Here is a 16626-nt window from a genome sequence, read left to right as displayed (position 1 = left end):
CTCTATTTAAATTGCTCTGCGTATTCTATCAAAAACATAATTTGCTTCTTTTCATTTCTATTAGGTAAGTTAGATTTTTGGAGGGCTGATAGCATATCTAAGATGTTATTTTTATATATCAGAAGGTCCATAATTAGTTCGAAAGTCTTTTCATAGTCATTTTTTAATGTAAGTTTGATTCCTTTAAATATATTATATAGCTCAGGTTCTGACATTTTATTTATGCGCATCTTAAATATCTCCCTCTGCCTTTCAGTAACGGAAGGAAAATACCAAGATAAGCGGTATCCAATATCGCATATTATTTCTGGTTTACTTTTCAATGAGAAAAATGCCGCAATCATTTTACTCCATGCTATCATTTTTTCCATTTCATTAAACGCATCACTCTCTTCATTTCTTAATGAATCGAATCTGTCTATTATATCTTGAGTTATCGGGCTTTCGTAATACTGTCTGATATACATGGACATATATGGCAATGGACCGCCATTAATAGATAGCTCATTTGACGTATGGAGCTTTTGAGTTATGCTGCAAGATGCATCTCTCTCAAGAATATCTTTATAATGACTATCTAAAACAAACCATGAGGCAGTTTCAAGTTTAGGTGAAAAAACGATACCTATAGTTGGCATTATAAGTCTAGACCAGTATTTATAGTGTTCTCTGCTGGATGTAAAAGTGAATTTTTTTGTTTATGGTTTACAAATGAATCACCACTTTTAATCTGAACACCTATCAGCATACCAGTGGCACTACCGTCATCATTGACTAACTCGATCTGTCCATCAATGCCAACATCACTCGAACTTGTTTCTCTAAAAATCATACCAGACATGGAGAGGGCGTATCCTGAGAAATAGACGCCTGCTCTGCTAGTCAACTCAGTATGAGGTACCTTCAATTATTATCTCCAGATTTTTCAGTGAATTAATTAACTTCGCTTTTAGATGTCGAGTTCTTCTGGTTATTGGTAACTTGTATCTGTTGTATTGGTTGCTCTTTATTTGCTAGTTCAACTTCAGGTTGAATAAGACTTGTATATAATGCAAACATAAATCCAGCAAGCCCTATAAAAAAGCCGCCAATAGTGTAGTATTTCTGATGTCTTTTTTCTTTTTCGTTAATTGTTAGGAGGTCTTTAATTTGAGATGTCAGTGGCTCTAGAAGATGATTGTTTCCACTTGTTTGGTCTCTCAACCGCTCCAGATGAATTCTAATTTCGCTTGGGAGACCCTCAAAAGGTTCATCATTTTTGTATTGATTAATATAGCCTTTTATTAACTCTTTGTGAGGTGATAAGTCCACCTCTCTTCCAGCCATTATTTCACGATGATATTTCCTTATTGTGTTCTGAATTTTTGATTGAGTTAAACCTCTTGATGATGCTATTTCCTTTATATCATCCCATGTGGGGGTGCTATGCTTTACAGTATCTTTGAAGTCTTTCGAAAAATCAGATAGCGCGATCGTTTCAAATATCTCACCAAGTACACTCGCTAAGAACCAGGCAAAAATGGCAGATACGCCTATAGCACCAATACAAATCATTACAACATACATCCAATCTGGCATTAATAATTCCTTTCTAGTTAGAAAACCATTTTAAAAGAGAGTATTATAATCTCATCTGGTGGAGTTGAGCCTTCGAAGTCTCAAAGTTTGGATTTCCGCATTAATTCTCCAATATATTGAGTTGGTGAATTTTTAGCTACCGCCCCTAAGTTACAGCTCCTAGATTGCTGCTTTTGCCCTGTGATCAGATGACAGTTCCTTGTCATGGGTAAGCCTTGCTTGGAGCTTGGGTACCGTGCGGAAATCGTATCTCAAACGGTGCTGTTTGTTGAGCGAAAAGAAGGGGGAATTGAGAGGGGATCACAGATTCGCAGGGGAGGGGCTGTAAGGAGGAGGGGGATCTTGCCCTCTAGATGCTTGGAGGGCGTTGTGATTGGAAGCAAAAGACCAAAATTTAGGTATTCCAATGGGTTCCATTCGTTTCGGAGGCCACAGTATACTTGCTCGGATTTTCGTCTGGATGGAGGTCTTCCCTTTCACAGGTGTCAGCACTTGGTATGGGGATAGTGCTATTTGCAAGATATTCAACCCAAGTTGCTCACAGTTGAGCCCGTGCCTTATCAAGTCACACGCATCATTGAAGTCATGCGAGAGGGGAGCACGGGGGCTCGCTTGTGTGAATGTCATGATGGGCAACTGTATGTCGTCAAAACCCTTGATGAGGTCACCCCGAGGCAGCTGATAGCTGAATGGGTGTGCAGTCATTTAGCTCAAGCGTTTGGCCTGATGACCCCCGAATGCCGCCTGGTTGAGGGGATTCCTGAGTTAATGAGACTCCAGGGAGGCCATTCTTTCTGGGATGACGATACTGTCGGGTTTGCATCACGGTTCCATGGCAACACCATGGCCGTGAACATGGCGATGGCCAGAGCTACGCCTTCTCAGCTAAAGACGGATATCCTAGTGTTCGATGTCTGGATCAAGAATGGGGACCGGACGCTGTCCGACTTGGGTGGAAACGTAAACCTGCTCTTCGATACAGCCAGCGCTCCCCCATTTGTTGTTTTTGACCACAACTTGGCACTGCTGCCAGAGGAAGAGGACATCAAGATCCGGAGCAACCATGTCTTCTCTGGTGACAATGCAGGGATCTCCCTCAATGACATCGCAACACAAGATGAGTATATTGAACGTATGGTTCAGGCCATGAGCCAGTTGCCCCAGGTCATCGCCGCAATTCCACCTCATTGGAGGGAGGAAGCGAACAACCAGCTGGGAGGCGGGGACATCATTGATGATGTCGTGATGCCTCTTCTGGGACGGTTTGAGAATCATTTTTGGAGGTGGATAGAGCTATGACACATCAAGTTGTCTACGCAGTCGTTCAGTTCCGCCCCTATCGTGAAACCGAAGAGTTTGCCAACGTGGGGGTGGTTCTATGTGCCCCTAAAGCGGGCTTTTTGGACTATCGCATTGAAACAACGCGTTTCTCTCGAGTTACCGGCTTCTTCAGTGAGCTTGATGTGAAGCTCCCGAGGATGGTGGCAAAGTTCGTGTCTGATGAGCTGCAACGGGTTCAAGAGACGAGCCTCCATCTGGGTAGCCCTGATAGCACACTTCGCCTTTTCCACGAGGCAACTAAAGCTAAAGAAGGGCTGATCTACTTCAGCCAGGCAAAGCCTGCCTTAGTGGATGGAGATTTAGCTGAGTATCTTGAAAAGCTCTACGAACACTATGTTCACCATAGTTTTTCCAAGCAGCCCTCTGCAACCGAGAAACTGGAGGCAGCTGTTAGGCAGCTTCTTGAGCAGAATGATCTCCGCAAATACTACAAGGCGGCTGATCTGGGTGATCCAATGGGACTAGTGAAGGCTAAGGTTCCCTTCATCCATCAGAAAGATGGTATGAATATGAGGGCCATACGACCCCTTAGCTTTGTATTTGGGAGGCCGACTCCCAACAAGATCGTTGATGAAGCGGAGCAATGGGCTAACAGGTTCAAGAGGCTGTTTGGGGCTGGTATCTTAGCTCCAGAAAAAGTAATCGTACCTGTTGAGTTTCCGGATGCCAGCGAGAACCAGGCGCTTCTTCCAGCGGTTAACGAAGCAATAAAGGTTTTCAGTGACCGCTCTGTAACGATAGTTCCTGCAGATGATGCTGGGCAGATATTAGCATTCGCCTCGAGAGTGTAACCTTAAGGTCTAACAGTCGTAAAAACGCCGGCTCAGTGCCGGCGCTTTCATATATGCTGTTTTAACTATCTCACTTGGCTTTTAATTATACTTATCCAATTAGATACTGGATGGTTGATTTTTCGTATATTCTAAACATCCATCTTCATATGAGAATGAGGCAGCTACATCTTTATAGCTTTTTGGAGATCTTGGATGTGCTGCCGAGCATTCAATTTTACATCTTACTATAAATTTGTCTTTGTCGGTTTTATATTGATTTAAAAATGATATAGAGTTCTTTGTTATATTGTTAACTTCATCTGGATATAAACTGATGGTTGTTTGTGGGGGAATTAAATCATAGTTATTTTGTATCTGCTCTTTCTCAACGTGATAGACTCCATCACCAGCCCATATCCGAATGCTCGTTGTTAACTTGCAATCTAAAGCGGCGTTTTTAGCACTAGCATTGGTAATTGATATCTTTATCCTGTTCCCATCGGGTTCTATGGCAAGTTTAAGAATTGGAAGGTATTCATACACTTCCAACCGCTGTTGAAGCGAGTTCGCTGTATCGACAGACTTTCTCGCATCTTTGCGTGCGAGCCATGCAACGATAACAGCGAATAAAGCTATTGCCGTGGTTACTAAATACTTCCAATCCATAGTTTCCAAACCTAATGCTGAAGTTTATTCTTAGCTATATTTATTGCTGGTCCATCATCTATTTTAATGCAAGAATAGCAGCGTAGAGAGTGAAGAATCCAAGAGTTGTGGTCCACACCCACTGCCAGTGCTTTAGATAAAAACTAACAATGTTCTTGGCTATTTTTGCAGTCCAGTGATATTCCGTGTAAATCATTGGCATGATATAGAATGAACCATCATTATCAAATTCATGTATCTTGACCTCTCCATTGTACCAATTTTTTATATGTTTAATCATATCGATCTCTAATGCGTATTAAAAAAATAAATCTGTCATTTATTGATTCCTGAGTGTGGAGGTTAAGCACTATAGGAAAAATCAACAGCCCTTAAGTAAACCCTACAAAAAACTAATTTTTATACATAGCTCCTTGTCTGACTTATGGGGTGAGTGTTTGGTAATATGATACCTCAAATGGTTCCTAGTGTTGAGTCAGTTGAAGGCTGGATAACGAGGGGAACACAGATTTGTAGGGTTGCCGTGGGGGGAGGGTAGAGCGGGAGAAAGGCGCCCGCTCAGGATGGGATGCGTCGGGCAGAAGCGATGGGCTCAGCCTTGTAAATCTCGTCACGGTGGTACTCGAGGAATTCGGCCTGCTTGGGGTTGAACGGGCCGACATTCTTGGGAAGCTCAACGCCCCACTGTTGCAGAGCCTGCTCGATACAGGGTTCGGCACACAGTAGGTCACCGGCGTCTGTGAAGGTTATCCAACCCCGGTCGAACAGCTTGTCGATGTGAGGGGAGAGCAGCAGGCCGTTGTGGCCATCGAGGCGTTCAGCGTTCTCCTTGCACTGTGCCCAGGGCTTGATATGAGGCAATCAGCAGGACTTTGTTGGTGACGGAATCCTTTATCACTCATTTCAGCCACAGTTACACTTAATCGCAATACCAGAACGGTTTAATCGCTTTTAATCGTTTTTTTTAGAATTAAACAATGACTTAGTCTAGGAGGTGCAGGCAGGGATAAATCTAGAAAAAATAAGGGAAGAAATGAAAACAATGACAAAATTGACAATAGCTCTTATGTCGGGCCTTGCATTACACGTTCAAGCTGATGTCCTCACTCGCGATAACGGTGCGCCTGTAGGTGATAATCAGCATTCAACTACCGCCGGTGCGAATGGCTCTGTCTTGCTGCAGGATGTGCATCTCATCCAGAAATTGCAGCGTTTTGCCAGGGAACGGATCCCCGAGCGGGTTGTTCATGCTCGTGGCACTGGCGCCCATGGCGAGTTCGAAGTGACCCAGGCTATTCCAGAGCTCACTTCTGCCAGCTTATTCTCAGCCGTAAACAAGAAAACACCTGTTTTTGTCCGCTTCTCCACTGTTATTCATGGTCAACACAGCCCAGAGACCCTCCGGGACCCGCGGGGCTTTGCTACTAAGTTTTATACCGACCAGGGCAACTGGGATTTAGTAGGCAATAACCTACCGGTGTTCTTCATCCGGGACGCCATCAAGTTTCCCGATATGGTCCACTCTCTCAAGCCTTCACCGGTCGACAATATTCAAGATCCGAACCGTGTGTTTGACTTCATGAGCCAGGATCCGGCCTCTACCCATATGCTGACTCAGGTCTACTCCGACCTCGGTACCCCAGCCAGCTATCGCAAAATGGATGGCTTCGGCGTGCATGCCTACAAGTTCGTCAACGCCAAGGGTGATGTGCATTACGTCAAATTCAACTGGCGCAGCCGGCAGGGGGTGAGCAGTCTGGATCTAGATCAGGTTGCTAAGGTGCAGGGTCAGGATTTCAACCATCTGACCCGGGATCTGTATAGTGCCATCAAGGCCGGTGACTACCCGAAATGGGATCTCGCTATTCAGGTGTTAAAGCCCTCTCAGCTGAACGACTTTAGCTACAACCCGTTGGACGCAACCAAGGTGTGGGAGGGGGTTCCTGAGCAGAAGATTGGGACCATGACCCTCAATCGAATGCCTGACAATTTCTTCCAGGAAACCGAACAGTCGGCCTTTGCTCCGGCCAACCTGGTATCGGGTATCGAACCTTCTGAAGATCGTCTGCTGCAGGGGCGTCTGTTCGCCTACAGCGATACCCAGTTCTATCGCCTCGGAGCGAACCATCAGCAGTTGCCTATCAACCGCCCACTGGTTCCGGTTGTGAGTAACAACCAGGATGGTGCCATGAACATCGGCAAGACAATCAGCAATGTGAACTACGAACCGAGCAGCCAGGCACCTAAGACCATGGCAGCAGAGGCTCGTGCAGTCACGACAGCGTTAGAAGGGACTGTTCAGCAGAAGCAGATCGAGAAGACCGATAACTTCAGCCAAGCCGGCAATTTCTATCGCTCTCTCGATGCCAAAGGAAAGACCAATCTCGTGCGCAACTTGGCAGCCGATCTGGGTGCTGTGCGTGACAGTGCAGTGAAGCACAAGATGCTCGCGCACTTTTACAAAGCAGACAGTGAGTATGGTATGGCCCTGACTCGCGCCGTTAAGGGGGATGAGCAACGGGTCAAACAGCTCGCGACCAAACTGTAATTTTGCCCCCGCCAGGTAGGCGGCGGGGGTAACTCGGTAAGTCCTGCAGGGCCCACTTGTTCCTGCCTGCAATCATGAACCGGGCCTTGCAGGCATTATGTTGGAGGAGTGCAGGATGGTACCTAGCCGTTTGCTGCTGAGTCTGCTTGTTGCGCTGATGGGGTTGTCTGAACCCGCCTGGGGTAGCGAGCCGACAGAGGCGGAGCAATTACCGCCAGTCAGCTTGCAAGACTATTTCTTTGCAGCTGCTCGTAGCGGAGAGGTGAGTGTACTGAATGAATTTGTTAACGCTGGCTTCCCGATTGATGAGCGTAACGTGCAGAGCTACACGGCACTGATGATTGCCGCTTATCAGGGGCAAGCTGAAGCTGTTCACTCCCTACTCAAAGCCGGAGCTGATGCCTGTTTACGTGACAAACGGGGTCATACTGCTTTGATGGGCGCGGTTATCAAGGGTGAATGGCGCATTGCTAAAACCCTTTATGCTATCGACTGTGACATGAACAGCAATCGTCGACCCGATGAGCCTGTTACCGACAAGAACACCATGACGGCAGCTCAGTTTGCCGAGCGTTTCGGGCAGGGCGAGCGGTTTCGCGCTCTGGCCACAGGTGCAGGGAAAGGCAATTCCACCGAGGGGAACTCACCCTCGATGCAATAAAGTAAGGAGAAGAAAGATGAATAACCGACTGAGTAAAGTGATGCTTGCAGCAGTACTGGTAACCAGCGTCAATGCCACTGCAGCTACAGTGACAATGAAAGATCTGGCCAGTGGGGCTGTCGTTGGGCATGTCGAGTTGAGTGAAAGTCCTTATGGCGCAGTCTTTACTCCGGCGCTGTCCTCTTTGCCTGCCGGTCTGCATGGATTCCATGTGCACGCCAACGGGAGCTGCGACAGCAGTATGAAGGATGGGCAAAGCGTTGCGGGTGGCGCGGCCGGTGGTCACTATGATCCCCAACAAACTGGGCGCCATGGTGCCCCCTGGCAAGATGATGCCCACAAGGGGGATTTACCACCTCTCTACGTCGATGATGCAGGTAAAGCTGTCCAACCGGTGCTGGCACCGCGCCTTACCCTGGCGGAACTGAGTGGTAAGGCCTTGATGGTCCATGCCGGCGGTGATAACCATTCCGATCACCCAGCCCCCCTTGGTGGCGGTGGTGCGAGAGTTGTCTGCGGTCTAATACCCTAACTTAAGAAAGTTGGACTTACTTTGCCTAATATTTACTGATCCACTAAAAGGAGGTTGTTCAACAACCTCTTTTACTATTATTTTTTGAACTTATGTAGGTTTGTTATCTCTGGGTAGATAAATGTAATTATCTTCAGTGTAGCTATAAGTGAAACCACATCCATCTAGAATCCCAATTTTCATTATTCCAAGATATAAAAGACAGGTTAGAATAAACTTTATGTTCTCAATGGGGCTCATGTCGTTCATGTTGGTTATGGAAGTCATTGTTATAATGAGTGATTCGGCTTCTTCTGAACTTGAAAATAAATTTATAATACTGGCTATTAAGAAGGCGAGACAGTATTGCTCTAATTTATTGTTGGAGTCTTTTTTTTGCTGCTTTTCCTTAAATGCTTCATAAGCTACTGCATTGTTATTTTTTATTGCCATAGTTCTGAGTTCCCAGATGTTCTTTAGGTCTTTTCTTGGCTCCACAGCTGATGAGTTAGATTTGAAGAAATTTATAATGCCAAATGGTATAAAACTGACTATTGCGATAATTGAAATTCTTGCAGTTGCCACAATGAATGTAATGTAGAAACTAAAAAAACAAATAAATGCAAGCGCACTACCCATGGTAAATGTTTTATCTACTTCATTCCAGCTCAGTCTGAGCAGTGAGGCATTGCTATGTGTTATTAATGTGCTGTCTAGCATCAGAATAAATGTTCCAAGCAAGACAAAATACTTGAAGTCATCTATTTTTGATAAGAGTTGATTAGCTTCGTTAGCTACTTTTCCTAGCATAATTTATCACCAAATAACAGTCATGAAAATATAATGTCAGGATGAATTTAAATCCTGAGGCTCAGTAAACGTTAGTAATGGTATTTATACACTTGATTGCATAATTATAATATTTCAATCCAGAGTGAAATAATGCAAGTAATATTGGTTCATTAAGGATGTCTAGGCCCCATTTAGGTCAGTCATTTGTAATTCAGCTTGTAACTCGAACGTGACAGAGATTCTCAACAGTGGGTACCATTGCCAATGCCGGACCTAGGGAAGGGGTGAACAAGTGGATCGCACCTTCACCACGAACTCTTTGTCCGTATTTGAAATGCCCATCACTCCGAAAACCTGACTTTTTGCTGCAAGTATTCGGCTATTAAGCGCCATTTAGCCTCATTTTCGAGGCTTATCTCGATTTTTGGGCACAGCTATCCCATGCCCGTATCATCTGGTCCACGCGAAACAGATTCGCCAGCGTAAACAACATCGCCAGTTGGTTGTCGTTCTTGCGCAGCCCTTGAACCGCGCCTTCACAAAGCCAAACTGACGTTTGATGATCCGAAACGGGTGCACCACTTTGGCGCGGATGCTGGATTTGAGCCTCTCAAAGGCAATCACAGCCTTGTTTTTTCGCGGATGCTTTTTGAGTTCCTTGAGCCTGCCAGGTCGCATCGCAATCGCCCATTGTGCCTTTACATCTGCCAGCTCTTCACGGTTTTCTACACCCTGATATCCTGCGTCAGCGAACACAAATGCCTCCTCGCCATGGAGCAGATTTCCCACTTGATTGAGGTCGTGCTCATTGGCTGCCGTGGTCTCCAGACTGTGCGTCAGGCCACTCTTGGCATCGACACCGATATGAGCCTTCATGCCGAAGTACCATTGATTGCCTTTCTTGGTCTGGTGCATCTCGCCGTCACGCTCGCCACGCTTGTTCTTGGTCGAGCAAGGGGCCTCAATGAGAGTGGCATCGACCAACGTGCCTTGCTTCATCATGATGCCGGCGTCAGAAAGCCATTGGTTGACGGCGTCGAAGATCTGCCGGGCCAGCCGGTGCTGCTCCAGCAGATGTCGGAAGTTCATGATGGTGGTACGGTCGGGGATGGCCTGGTCCAGTGAGAGCTTGGCAAACAGACGCATCGAAGCAATCTCGTAGAGCGCATCCTCCATGGCGCCGTCACCACTGTTGCATGCAGTGAATACGCAGCATGGTATCGAGTGGGTAGGGACGACGGCCATTACTTGCCTTGGGATAGACGGGCTCGATGACCTCCAGCATCATTGCCCATGGGAGCAACGCCTCCATACGAGCCAGGAATAACTCCTTACGGGTTTTGCGGCGTTTGCCATTGAACTCGCTATCCGCGAAGGTGAGCTGATGATTCATGCTGAACCTTATAAATGGCGCCAGGTGGGGCTCATGATCTCACGTCAGGGACTTGTTCGCACCTTCCCTAGTTAAACCATTGTGTTGTAAAAAAGCCAAGGCATTGCTCTGGCTTTTATTACACGTGATATTGCGTTCCTACTCTATAACTTCATATGGCTTTGCTTCATATTCTCTGTTGAGCGTACCATCGTATTCTGGGTCACCGTCACATCCAAACCAGCCGTATACATCACCGGTTGAGCTAAATGCAGAATAGCCACACTCATGTGGTGTTATTTTTGTTACATCTCCTTTGATGTCCCTAAAATTTCCTCTTAAAATTCTACCCCCAATCTCTTTACGGCCGACGGCAAAAAATTCACTGGAGTTTTTATTGCTAACTGAGAACGCAAAAGATACTGAATTTGAGGTAAAGTTTTTGTATGCCCCTTTCCCGATAGCATCGTATAGATTACTCTCCCAATTCGGGTTTTCTCCGGCATTGTAGTTAACTAGGTTTTCATCGGTTATCCACCAATAACCCCAAGTGGTCATATTACCGTTGCTATCAACACCAATAAAACCGCCTTCATTACCATGAATGTCAGTTATAGTTTTATTTTGGATTTCATTATTGGGCTCTACAGAGTACGTATTGCCTCCAGAGAAGCCTTCCCCCCAAGTGACTGCTTTCCCATCTTTCTGTAGGGCAGCAAATGCACCATCGCTTGCAACTACCTTGGTCACATTCTTAGGGGGCTGAATTGAAGTCCAGGTTGTATCTTTGGTAAATCTGCCATTCACATATTCTCTTTTGTGAAGGCTATATTTGAATTCTCCACCATGTGCAGGATCACCCCATACCACTACGTCACCATTTTTTTTCAGTGCAGCATAGGCTTCATTGTTTGAGGTGAGGTCTACAACACTATCTAACGCAGGAAGGTTATCTGCATAGCTTCCCCATACGTAGACATTCCCTGTGTTGTTCAAGACTGCCATGCTGTACTTATGATAGATACTCCCATGAGATACCTGTGTAGATATAGCTTTCTTAATACTTCCAACCGCCTTTGATGTCAGAGGGATATCTACACCGAAGCCATAGGCATTGCCATCATCTGTTAATGCGATGAATCCCTTACTGAGACCATATAATGTAGTCACATGCCCTGATATAGCTACTTCTTCTCCTGGTTTGAATTCGCTTAAATTGCCCCAAAGATACACTTTGCCATCCTCAGATAGCGCCGTGAAAGCGTAATCAGATGCTGCAACCTGTTTAATTTTCTTGCTAGTTACTAACTCAGGAGCATCTCCACCTTGCTTACGATTCCCCCACGTTACGATCTTCCCGTCTTTGTCTAAGGCAATGAATGCTGATTTGTTTGCTGCTAGGGAAATAAAGCTTCGACTATCTGCTGCATCGGCTGGCAGTAGTTTGGTCCGTGCTTCATTTAAATTTGAGCCACTTGGAGCATTCCAACTAATGATCCTTCCATCCGACATGAGTATTGCATCACCAGATGGAGTTTTATGGTGAGTAACCGGAAAAGCCTTTTGGATAATTGTGTCGTATGACTCTGTTTTCTGGCCTTTAGCATTCTGCAAGTAGGCCGTTATTTTTATCGGATGTAAGTGGTCGTCACCAGTGAGCTGGTAACTACATGAATCACTAACCTTTTGTTTTTTGATCATCCATGAACATTTCAGTACAAGATTACTAGTATCTTGTAAGCTCGCACTATTAATGCTTAAATCTTTAATCTTGGCCTCGAGATATGAATTGGCATCGTAATTATCGGGGGATACTTGTATATTAAATTCCGAATTTTTTTCTTCAAATGTTCCGGCTGGAACTTGGGTATCTGTATTACTCGGTTGTGGTGGTACAGGCGCACCGGGTTGTGGCTGGTTAGTGCCATCAGCTACAGATGGAGCTGAATGATGTCCGTTCGGTACGAGAGAAATTCCAGGTGTTGGAACACTAGGTGTATTTTCATTTAAATTTGTGTTGTCGGATTGTTCGTTATTTTGTGTGTTTTGGGCGGTAGTGGTACTGGTGTCTTTGTCATTTGATTGCTTGTTATCATCGCTGCCGCCACCACCACAGCCAAACATGATGGATGTAACTAGAACTGGTAATAACAATCTCATTAATTATCCTCCATAGTTTAAGGATGGATAATTTAATCTCGTGATTAAATTGTGTAAAATATTATAAAGCTGTGATTTTCAGGCTGTAGGTGGTCGACTTGCGCTCTATTATTGAGGTGTGTGCCCATTTTTTGTGCGGTTAGGGATTCCTTTATTTGTATCATTTCACAATAGGGAGCTCACCAAGCGCTGTCGTGTATCTGGGGCTAAGGCTTTCACGCTTCATCATCCCTTCTCTGGAGGCCCGGCCGCGGGTTGCAAAGTAGATCTTGCCCAGCCGGCCATGATTGATCTTGTCAATGACCTGCATCAGCGCCTCGCTGCGCGGTGATTGCTGCTCCGCAGCGAACAGGTCGCCCTGCTGCATGTGGGCCGGGGTGAAGTCGGCCAGCATGACGCCGCCCTTCTGATAACGTTGCTCATCGCGCCAGATCCGGGGAAGTAGTTGGGGGATCAGGGCCAGCAGCGCCCGGGTGTCATTTGTTGGCATGGCCAGCTTGGTGCTCACCTGGTTGCCGTAGTAGGGGGTCTTGTCGCTGAACGGACTGGTGCGGATGAACAGGGTGACGTGGCGGCAGCACATCCCTTCTCCCCGGAGCTTCTCGGCAGCACGCTCCATGTAGCCTGCCAGCGCCTGGTTCATGGGGCCGATCTGGGTGATGCGCTCGCCAAAGCTGCGCGAGCAGATGATCTGCTGCTTGGCCTGGGCCTCTTGCTCCAGCTCGGCACAGGGGATCCCCCGCAGCTCCTGCACCGTGCGCTCGACCACCACGCCATACCGGCGCCGCAGGGCCTTGGGATCGGCGGCGACCAACTCTGCCACTGTCTTGATACCCTGTGTCTCCAGCTTGGCGGTTAGCCGCCGGCCAATGCCCCAGACCTCCTCGATCGGGGTGATGGCCATCAGCCTGGCGCGCCGCCCTTCATCCCGTAGATCGACCACGCCCCCGGTAGCCGGCCACTTCTTGGCAGCGTAGTTCGCCAGCTTGGCCAGGGTCTTTGTCGGGGCAATACTCACCCCGACGGTGAGGCCAGTCCACAGTTGCACCCGCTCGCGGACTTGGCGGCCATACTCCACCAGGTCGCCCGCCCATCTCTCGCTGAGCTCGATGAAGGCCTCGTCAATGCTGTAGACCTCCACAGCCGGGGCCATCCCCTCCAATACGGTCATTACTCGGTTAGACATGTCGCCATAGAGGGCATAGTTGCTGGAGAACCAGATTCCACCCATTGCCTCAAAGAACTGGCGGATCTGGAAGTAGGGCACTCCCATCTTGATGCCGAGAGCCTTGGCTTCGGGGCTACGAGACACAACGCATCCATCATTATTCGAAAGCACCACGATGGGCCTCCCCTTCAAATCAGGCCGGAATAGACGCTCGCAGGAGGCGTAGAAGTTGTTCACATCAACAAGGGCAATGGCTGTAGGCATCGTTCAACCCAGCTTGGTCTTGTGGATCACGAAGGTGACGACTCCGAATATCTCCAGCTCCTGACCCTCTTGCAGATAGATGGGCTGGAAATCTGGGTTGGAGGGGAGTAGGGCAGGGATTGGTGTTTCCTGCAGTTTCTTGACAGTGAATTCGCCGTCCAGGCAGGCCAGCACCACGGCGCCGTGACTCGCCTTTACGGCTCGATCAATTACTAACAGGTCCCCATCATGGATCCCCTCTCCAACCATGCTGTACCCGCAGGCTCGCACGTAGAAAGTCGCGGCCGGGTGTTGAATACAAACTTGGTTCAGGTCGATGGTCTGTTCGACATAGTCCTGGGCTGGGGAGGGGAACCCGCATGCAGCAGGAGAAAGGTACAAGGGGATTTCCAGGGCCGGGGCGTCAAGGTCGGGAACTGCGTACATGTTTGGAGCTCTATTGTGCTGTATGTAAATACAGTATAACTGTGCCCATGATGAAGATCACCGTGGAGCGATTGGCTCCAGGTCTTGGTTTAGATGGACATGCTGATGACACAACCTGTCACTTAATGACCAATGGAGCATTTAATAGACGCAATGGTGTGGCACAATTGAGGCTTTATTTGAACGTGCGGGCATAGGGATGAATAAGAAGCTGGCGGTTTGCTTAGGTGCATTTCTGGTGTCGTGGTTGAGTGTAGGCCATGCCGATGAGAGTTTGGGAAAAGCTAAGGCGCTGATTGAAAAGGGACAAGAACAAAATGATATCGCTCTATTACGAGAGGCTGTTGCCTTACTCGAACCAGCAGTGAAAAGAGGGGACTCCAGAGCACAGTTTGAGCTTGGTAGGTTGTATGCCGATGGACGTTATGCCACCCGTAACGGGCCGGAAGCACTCTCGTTGATTACCGCAGCAGCTGAACACGGTAATGCTGATGCTCAGCTTTACCTTGGGCAAACCTATTCAGGTATTTCTCAAGGGATCATTGAGGTGGACCGTAACAGCGAAGTCGGATTGAAGTGGTATGAAAAGTCAGCCGCTCAAGGTAACCCGCATGCTCAGTATGTATTGGGAGTCACATACTCGAGTAGTTACGAATCCGTTCATAATGATGAGGTCGCACTAAAGTGGTACCTTCGTTCGGCTGAGCAAGGGTATGTGTATTCTCAAGAAGCTTTAGGCAAAGTCTATTTATTTGGTCGTCTTGGGCAGAAGGCAGACAGAAGCAAAGCAGAACATTATTTGAAACTGGCTACTGCCCAGGGCTCGCAAGACGCCGAAGGAAAACTGAAAGTAATGCGTTGTTTGGATGGAGCTGATCCAACAGGTGATATCAAAGCCTTGATGCCACTATGTGAGAATGAGGATGCAGATCGAGGGATTGAATTGTGGATTGGCATGAATTGCCCTGCAACTGAGCTTGATAGTGCTGTCTCCGTCGATGCCTGTTTTAACAAGAAGCCAAAAGAGGACCCGGAAGCTAATTTTATTCGCGCGTTTACTTATGCGTTTGGCTATGGTCGCCCTGTTAATTTGGCTGAAGCATATGTTTATTTTTCTATGGCTGCATTACCATCTGGAGGTGAACGTGATTTAGCCGTATCATATAAGCAAGCTATCGAAACAGCTTTATCTCCAGCAGGTCTGACTGAGGCCAAGAAACGATTTGAAGAATTAACCAATGATAAAGGATAATTCAAAATCACTTTTTCTTAGCACAAAAGCAGACCACTGAGCCGATAGACCTCATCAATAAGTAAGCTTATAAGGTAGAAAAATGAGCGAATTTATCAAAGTGATCCTGAACCAACGTAGTCTGCGTGCGGCGTTACGTGAACTGACTTTTGAGCAGCTGACCGAGGCCAAAGAGAAGCTGGATGTGGTTTTTAAGGAACGTGAAGATGTCGAACTGAAGCTCATGCAAGAGCAGGAAGAGCGCCAGGCTAAATTGGCCGAATTCCAAGCAATGCTGGAGCAAGCAGGTATTGACCCAAACGAGCTACTGGGTGCAGGTGAGGGTAAAAGCACCAAGGGGACTGCTGCTAAGCGGACTCGTGCTCCTCGCCCTGCCAAGTACAAATACACCGAAGATGGTGTAGAGAAAACCTGGACTGGTCAGGGTCGCATGCCAAAGGCTATTGCAAAGGCAGTAGAAGGTGGCACAGCACTAGATAGCTTCCTGATTTGATCTGTTCCACCTGAAGGCCAAGGGTCATACCTTGGCCTTCAGGTTTTATTGTGCGTCACACCATGTCATAGACAAACGGTCTTGAAGCTTCAAAAGTGAACACCTTTGTTGTAAGGTGATTTCCATTTGAGGCAGGAAATACCTAATGTCCAAGCAGGCAGCCAAGGTTGGTAATATTGGCACTGACCATGATGGCTTTTATCCCACGCCCATCACTGCAGGTTCACCTGACGTCTTCATCGATGGTATTCCTGCGGCCAGGGTAGGTGATCCCCTTGCCCCCCACGATAAGCCAAATCATCCGCCGCACCCTCGCAAGATAGCCTCTGGTTCATCAACAGTTTTGGTTAATGGCAAGCCACTGGCGATGACTGGAAGCTCAGTGGACTGCGGTGGGGTGATTATCGGGGCAGGAACTGTGATTGTTGGTGATCAGTTCGAGAAGGTAGATTCACATTTCACACCTCCTGTAGTTGAGAAAGTTACTCCGTTTATTTTCGCGAAATCTAGTTCTGTCGCGCCAACAACGATCGAGGCCGCTACTAGTGCGGAGCCGCTTTCAATGTTTGGCAAAGCCGTGGTGCTAGCCCCAATACCTTCAAACCCCAAGTGAGGAGCTGC

Annotated in this window: 17 protein-coding genes and 1 pseudogene; 8 read left to right on the top strand and 10 right to left on the bottom strand. The window is 47.3% G+C overall.

Annotated elements, in window-relative coordinates; translation table 11 throughout:
• Positions 1–2: 2 nt before the first annotated feature.
• From OKB87_RS19615 to OKB87_RS19605, 3 genes are read right to left on the bottom strand one after another with little or no spacing between them, the layout of a single operon-like run.
• Complete coding sequence (locus OKB87_RS19615) at positions 3–638, bottom strand: hypothetical protein (RefSeq protein ID WP_270828320.1); 636 nt, start codon at positions 636–638, stop codon at positions 3–5.
• Positions 638–886, bottom strand: a complete 249-nt coding sequence (locus OKB87_RS19610) for a DUF4365 domain-containing protein (RefSeq protein ID WP_270828343.1) — start codon at positions 884–886, stop codon at positions 638–640. Before OKB87_RS19610 ends, OKB87_RS19615 begins: the two co-directional genes overlap by 1 nt.
• A 47-nt stretch (positions 887–933) precedes the next feature.
• Positions 934–1578 (bottom strand): hypothetical protein, encoded by a 645-nt coding sequence (locus OKB87_RS19605; protein WP_270828319.1) that lies wholly within the window; start codon positions 1576–1578, stop codon positions 934–936.
• A gap of 513 nt (positions 1579–2091) precedes the next feature.
• Here OKB87_RS19605 and OKB87_RS19600 point away from each other — a divergent pair.
• On the top strand, positions 2092–2877 hold the full coding sequence (locus OKB87_RS19600; RefSeq protein ID WP_270828318.1) for a HipA family kinase: 786 nt from the start codon (positions 2092–2094) through the stop codon (positions 2875–2877).
• Entirely contained in the window at positions 2874–3710 is an 837-nt protein-coding gene (locus OKB87_RS19595) for a DUF3037 domain-containing protein (RefSeq protein WP_270828317.1), read from the top strand. The genes OKB87_RS19600 and OKB87_RS19595 overlap by 4 nt, the downstream gene beginning before the upstream one ends.
• 99 nt (positions 3711–3809) lie before the next feature.
• On the opposite strand, the gene OKB87_RS19590 is transcribed toward OKB87_RS19595, so the two are convergent.
• Entirely contained in the window at positions 3810–4358 is a 549-nt protein-coding gene (locus OKB87_RS19590; RefSeq protein ID WP_270828316.1) for a hypothetical protein, read from the bottom strand.
• A gap of 558 nt (positions 4359–4916) precedes the next feature.
• Positions 4917–5219, bottom strand: a complete 303-nt coding sequence (locus tag OKB87_RS19585; protein ID WP_270828315.1) for an HNH endonuclease — start codon at positions 5217–5219, stop codon at positions 4917–4919.
• A gap of 172 nt (positions 5220–5391) precedes the next feature.
• On the opposite strand from OKB87_RS19585, the gene OKB87_RS19580 reads away from it, so the two are divergent.
• The 3 genes from OKB87_RS19580 (at position 5392) to sodC (ending at position 8099) form a co-directional block, all read left to right on the top strand.
• Positions 5392–6906 carry a catalase gene (locus OKB87_RS19580; protein ID WP_041215965.1) on the top strand — a complete coding sequence of 505 codons (1515 nt, stop codon included), beginning with the start codon at positions 5392–5394 and terminating at the stop codon, positions 6904–6906.
• Between the two features lie 115 nt (positions 6907–7021).
• Entirely contained in the window at positions 7022–7567 is a 546-nt protein-coding gene (locus tag OKB87_RS19575) for an ankyrin repeat domain-containing protein (RefSeq protein ID WP_201354130.1), read from the top strand.
• 16 nt (positions 7568–7583) lie between these two features.
• Positions 7584–8099, top strand: coding sequence for a superoxide dismutase family protein (sodC, locus tag OKB87_RS19570; protein WP_080938135.1), 516 nt, complete (start codon positions 7584–7586; stop codon positions 8097–8099).
• 90 nt (positions 8100–8189) lie between these two features.
• Here the strand turns inward: sodC and OKB87_RS19565 are convergent, their stop codons facing one another.
• The 5 genes and pseudogenes from OKB87_RS19565 to umuD all read right to left on the bottom strand — a co-directional run bounded on the left by OKB87_RS19565 (position 8190) and on the right by umuD (position 14260).
• On the bottom strand, positions 8190–8888 hold the full coding sequence (locus OKB87_RS19565; protein WP_270828314.1) for a hypothetical protein: 699 nt from the start codon (positions 8886–8888) through the stop codon (positions 8190–8192).
• Positions 8889–9282: 394 nt separating this feature from the next.
• Positions 9283–10263: pseudogene (locus tag OKB87_RS19560) on the bottom strand (IS5 family transposase).
• 138 nt (positions 10264–10401) lie between these two features.
• Positions 10402–12402 (bottom strand): hypothetical protein, encoded by a 2001-nt coding sequence (locus OKB87_RS19555; protein WP_270828313.1) that lies wholly within the window; start codon positions 12400–12402, stop codon positions 10402–10404.
• Between the two features lie 160 nt (positions 12403–12562).
• Entirely contained in the window at positions 12563–13834 is a 1272-nt protein-coding gene (gene umuC / locus OKB87_RS19550) for a translesion error-prone DNA polymerase V subunit UmuC (RefSeq protein WP_270828312.1), read from the bottom strand.
• Between the two features lie 3 nt (positions 13835–13837).
• Positions 13838–14260, bottom strand: coding sequence for a translesion error-prone DNA polymerase V autoproteolytic subunit (umuD, locus tag OKB87_RS19545; RefSeq protein ID WP_135319953.1), 423 nt, complete (start codon positions 14258–14260; stop codon positions 13838–13840).
• Positions 14261–14459: 199 nt separating this feature from the next.
• Here umuD and OKB87_RS19540 point away from each other — a divergent pair, with 199 nt between their 5' ends.
• The 3 genes from OKB87_RS19540 (at position 14460) to OKB87_RS19530 (ending at position 16618) form a co-directional block, all read left to right on the top strand.
• Positions 14460–15512 (top strand): tetratricopeptide repeat protein, encoded by a 1053-nt coding sequence (locus tag OKB87_RS19540; RefSeq protein WP_270828311.1) that lies wholly within the window; start codon positions 14460–14462, stop codon positions 15510–15512.
• 82 nt (positions 15513–15594) lie between these two features.
• On the top strand, positions 15595–16005 hold the full coding sequence (locus OKB87_RS19535; RefSeq protein ID WP_045790062.1) for an H-NS family histone-like protein: 411 nt from the start codon (positions 15595–15597) through the stop codon (positions 16003–16005).
• Positions 16006–16150: 145 nt separating this feature from the next.
• A complete protein-coding gene (locus tag OKB87_RS19530; protein WP_135319951.1) occupies positions 16151–16618 on the top strand; it encodes a type VI secretion system PAAR protein in 468 nt (155 codons plus the stop codon).
• Positions 16619–16626: the final 8 nt, after the last annotated feature.

This window comes from Aeromonas sp. Y318-1 (assembly GCF_027706125.1).
Lineage (GTDB): Bacteria > Pseudomonadota > Gammaproteobacteria > Enterobacterales > Aeromonadaceae > Aeromonas > Aeromonas hydrophila.
The sequence above is the reverse complement of the archived record's forward strand: the minus strand, read 5'-3'. Positions and strand labels throughout refer to the sequence as shown.

Excerpts from the sequence above, each read along its gene's own strand:
- OKB87_RS19530 (WP_135319951.1), top strand. The coding sequence starts at position 16,151 with ATGTCCAAGCAGGCAGCCAAGGTTGGTAATATTGGCACTGACCATGAT.
- OKB87_RS19580 (WP_041215965.1), top strand. The coding sequence starts at position 5,392 with ATGAAAACAATGACAAAATTGACAATAGCTCTTATGTCGGGCCTTGCA.
- umuD (WP_135319953.1), bottom strand. The coding sequence starts at position 14,260 with ATGTACGCAGTTCCCGACCTTGACGCCCCGGCCCTGGAAATCCCCTTG.
- OKB87_RS19605 (WP_270828319.1), bottom strand. The coding sequence starts at position 1,578 with ATGCCAGATTGGATGTATGTTGTAATGATTTGTATTGGTGCTATAGGC.
- OKB87_RS19540 (WP_270828311.1), top strand. The coding sequence starts at position 14,460 with ATGAATAAGAAGCTGGCGGTTTGCTTAGGTGCATTTCTGGTGTCGTGG.
- OKB87_RS19555 (WP_270828313.1), bottom strand. The coding sequence starts at position 12,402 with ATGAGATTGTTATTACCAGTTCTAGTTACATCCATCATGTTTGGCTGT.
- sodC (WP_080938135.1), top strand. The coding sequence starts at position 7,584 with ATGAATAACCGACTGAGTAAAGTGATGCTTGCAGCAGTACTGGTAACC.
- OKB87_RS19615 (WP_270828320.1), bottom strand. The coding sequence starts at position 638 with ATGCCAACTATAGGTATCGTTTTTTCACCTAAACTTGAAACTGCCTCA.
- OKB87_RS19535 (WP_045790062.1), top strand. The coding sequence starts at position 15,595 with ATGAGCGAATTTATCAAAGTGATCCTGAACCAACGTAGTCTGCGTGCG.
- umuC (WP_270828312.1), bottom strand. The coding sequence starts at position 13,834 with ATGCCTACAGCCATTGCCCTTGTTGATGTGAACAACTTCTACGCCTCC.
- OKB87_RS19595 (WP_270828317.1), top strand. The coding sequence starts at position 2,874 with ATGACACATCAAGTTGTCTACGCAGTCGTTCAGTTCCGCCCCTATCGT.
- OKB87_RS19575 (WP_201354130.1), top strand. The coding sequence starts at position 7,022 with ATGGTACCTAGCCGTTTGCTGCTGAGTCTGCTTGTTGCGCTGATGGGG.
- OKB87_RS19590 (WP_270828316.1), bottom strand. The coding sequence starts at position 4,358 with ATGGATTGGAAGTATTTAGTAACCACGGCAATAGCTTTATTCGCTGTT.
- OKB87_RS19565 (WP_270828314.1), bottom strand. The coding sequence starts at position 8,888 with ATGCTAGGAAAAGTAGCTAACGAAGCTAATCAACTCTTATCAAAAATA.